General features: G+C 60.8%; 1 protein-coding gene. It reads right to left on the bottom strand.

The window, feature by feature from the left end; all coding sequences use genetic code 11:
• The coding region (locus A9762_RS03200) for a GTP-binding protein (protein ID WP_240493429.1) at nt 1-329 on the bottom strand (329 nt) is incomplete at both ends.

Here is a 329-nt window from a genome sequence, read left to right as displayed (position 1 = left end):
CGACCCGTCACCACCGTGCCGCGACCCGAGATCGAGAACACGTCTTCCACCGGCATCAGGAACGTCTTGTCGATTGCACGTTCCGGCGTCGGAATGTACGAATCCAGTGCATCGGCCAGGGCCATGATGGCCACTTCGCCCAGTTCGCCCTTGTCGCCTTCCAGCGCCAGCTTGGCCGAACCCTTGATGATCGGCAGATCGTCACCCGGGAACTCGTACTTGGTCAGAAGCTCGCGCACTTCCATTTCGACCAGCTCGAGCAGCTCGGCGTCGTCGACCATGTCGCACTTGTTCAGGAACACGATGATGTACGGCACGCCAACCTGACG

This window comes from Pandoraea sp. ISTKB, from assembly GCF_001721285.1.
Taxonomy (GTDB): Bacteria; Pseudomonadota; Gammaproteobacteria; order Burkholderiales; family Burkholderiaceae; genus Pandoraea; species Pandoraea capi.
This window is presented reverse-complemented; position numbering and strand designations above follow the sequence as displayed.